General features: G+C 74.2%; 1 pseudogene. It reads right to left on the bottom strand.

The features are described from left to right. Positions 1 to 523: pseudogene (locus tag ACFXIV_RS48295) on the bottom strand (hypothetical protein); the annotation flags it as partial.

Below are 523 nucleotides of genomic sequence, written 5' to 3'. Positions count from 1 at the left end.
GGTCACCCAGGTGAACGCCAGCCGCGAGAACCGCCGCACTGTCGTACCCGTGGGAGCAGGGCCCCAGCGCAGCAGGCAGAACAGCGCGGCGAGGCCGCCCAGCCACAGCGCGACCGCGAGCAGATGCAGCACGTCGACCGGCATCGCCACTCCGGCCTGGATACCGGTGGAGGCGTGCTCGGCCATCGCCCATGTCGCCGCGAGACCGGCCGCCACCACCGTGCCGCCCACGGACAGCCCGTAGCGCAGATCCCGCCGCTGCCGTGCCGCCTCCTCCTGTGCTGCCTCCTCCCCGCCGCTCCGCGCGTACGCGCCGAAGAGCACCGAGACGAACAGCGCGGCCGCCGCGAGCAGCAGCAGCCGGGAGACCAGCGCGGCGCCCGGCTTGGTGGCCACCACGTCCTGGAGCGCGCCCAGGTCGAGGACATCGGCGAACCGTCCCGAACCGGTGTAGGGGCCGCGCAGCAGCAACAGCGCCAGCGTCGACGCCGCCAGAGTGGTCCAGCCGGTCACCGTCAGCCGC

It is taken from the genome of Nocardia sp. NPDC059236, from assembly GCF_042754085.1.
GTDB lineage: Bacteria > Actinomycetota > Actinomycetes > Mycobacteriales > Mycobacteriaceae > Nocardia.
This window is presented reverse-complemented; position numbering and strand designations above follow the sequence as displayed.